Annotated in this window: 1 protein-coding gene; it reads left to right on the top strand. The window is 58.3% G+C overall.

Annotated elements, in window-relative coordinates:
* A partial coding sequence (locus PsW74_RS08915) for a hypothetical protein (RefSeq protein ID WP_206599919.1) occupies positions 1-258 on the top strand: 258 nt, incomplete at its 5' end.
* Positions 259-781 lie beyond the last annotated feature (523 nt).

Raw genomic sequence — 781 nt, 5'->3', positions numbered from 1 at the left:
GCATGCTGTAGTTTGTGTGTAGGTGCGGATTGCCAATCGCGTGATATGGCTAGGCCGTTATCTGAGGTGAGTTCTGGCTGGATCCCGCATCAAGTGCGGGAAGACGGCGGTGGGGACTTATGCTCCACGCCCGCCCTCGCCGTCATGTCGGACGAGCGAAGCGAAGATCCGGTACCCAAAGCTAAGCAGCTGGGCGGCACTCACAGCGTATACCTCATGAGCGCGTTGGTTGAGGAGGCGCTTGTGAGCATGCTGTAGTTTGTGTGTAGGTGCGGATTGCCAATCGCGTGATATGGCTAGGCCGTTATCAGAGGTGAGTTCCGGCTGGATCCCGCATCAAGTGCGGGAAGACGACGGTGGGGGCTTAATCTGCCTAAACGCCCCTCGCCGTCATACCGGACAAGCGAAGCGAAGATCCGGTACCCAGAGCTAAGCAACAGGGTCGCGCTTACAGCGTATGGTCGATGAGCGCGTTGGTTGAGGAGGCGTTTGTGAGCATGCTGTAGTTAGTGTGTAGATGCAGGTTGCCAATCGCGCGATCTGGCTAGGCCGTTATCAGAGGTGAGTTCCGGCTGGATCCCGCATCAAGTGCGGGAAGACGGCGGTGGGGACTTAGGCTCCACGCCCACCCTCGCCGTCATGCCGGACAAGCGAAGCGAAGATCCGGTACCCAGAGCTAAGCAGCAGGGCGGCACTCACAACATATGGTCGATGAGCGCGTTGGCTGAGGAGGCGTTTGTGAGCATGCTGTAGTTTGTGGGTGTACATGCAGATTGCCAAC

It is taken from the genome of Pseudovibrio sp. W74 (genome assembly GCF_001623085.1).
In the GTDB taxonomy this organism is placed as follows: Bacteria; Pseudomonadota; Alphaproteobacteria; order Rhizobiales; family Stappiaceae; genus Pseudovibrio.
This window is presented reverse-complemented; position numbering and strand designations above follow the sequence as displayed.